Genomic DNA, 816 nt, shown 5'->3' with positions numbered 1-816 from the left:
ACAACTTCTAAATTCATGAGAGAATTTTTGCATGAACAATTAAAAGGTCGGCCATGGATACAATAGAAAGATACGAATTCTCAAAAGATAAAGAATACGGTCTAACGCATATTTATACCGCCACCAACGTAATACCTATCGTCAAAACCTTCATGAATCTTGCATTGTTTTCGAAGAAAAGAGGTGAAGAAAAAACTAAAACTAGGAAAATCCACCTCGGTGATTTAAAAGATTTTCACATAGAAATGCTCAGATTCTCGTATTTCGACTACAAGATTTTTCTGGCAATACTAAAGCTAATAGATAACAACGAAGAAGTGAATATAGATAGCTTTGGCGATTATATACAGACGTTTTCTGTAGATGAAATTTATAAATTGATAGGACTAAAACCCGGCCTTTGTAGAAAATCAGAGAAAAGAAATAATATCCACGCTCAAGACAATATAAGAAATGACGTTCGTGAAAACGAAAAATGGCTCAATAACGAGAACGAAGCCATTTTACGAATTGACCATACATAACCAGCAAGAAGAAGAAAACTTTGATTTTGAATTCAAAACCTTCAATTTCAATATAAGCTTTGAATTCGTGTACTCGGTCAGAAAGGAAAGTAAGGAGCTTAACTTTGTCGGTATGGTTGCTATGGCCAAGCTCAATCTACTTGGCCCAGTAGCAGCAAATGCTTACATACAAATGCTTGCAAACAGCGGCTACACACGCATGTATTTCAATGCCATGGTTGAGCGCCTAGGCTTAGAATCATATACGAAAAAAACACACCAAAATGAACAGATTTACAGGGCGTTCACAAAA

General features: G+C 35.7%; 1 protein-coding gene. It reads left to right on the top strand.

Annotated elements, in window-relative coordinates; all coding sequences use genetic code 11:
- The first annotated feature begins 53 nt into the window (after window positions 1-53).
- Window positions 54-524 (top strand): hypothetical protein, encoded by a 471-nt coding sequence (locus tag ALQ04_RS27305; RefSeq protein WP_259645041.1) that lies wholly within the window; start codon window positions 54-56, stop codon window positions 522-524.
- Window positions 525-816: the final 292 nt, after the last annotated feature.

This window comes from Pseudomonas cichorii (genome assembly GCF_003700275.1).
Classification (GTDB): Bacteria; Pseudomonadota; Gammaproteobacteria; order Pseudomonadales; family Pseudomonadaceae; genus Aquipseudomonas; species Aquipseudomonas cichorii_B.
The sequence above is the reverse complement of the archived record's forward strand: the minus strand, read 5'-3'. Positions and strand labels throughout refer to the sequence as shown.

What these genes read in the sequence shown, in the direction of transcription:
- ALQ04_RS27305 (WP_259645041.1), top strand. Translation starts at nt 54, where the DNA reads ATGGATACAATAGAAAGATACGAATTCTCAAAAGATAAAGAATACGGT.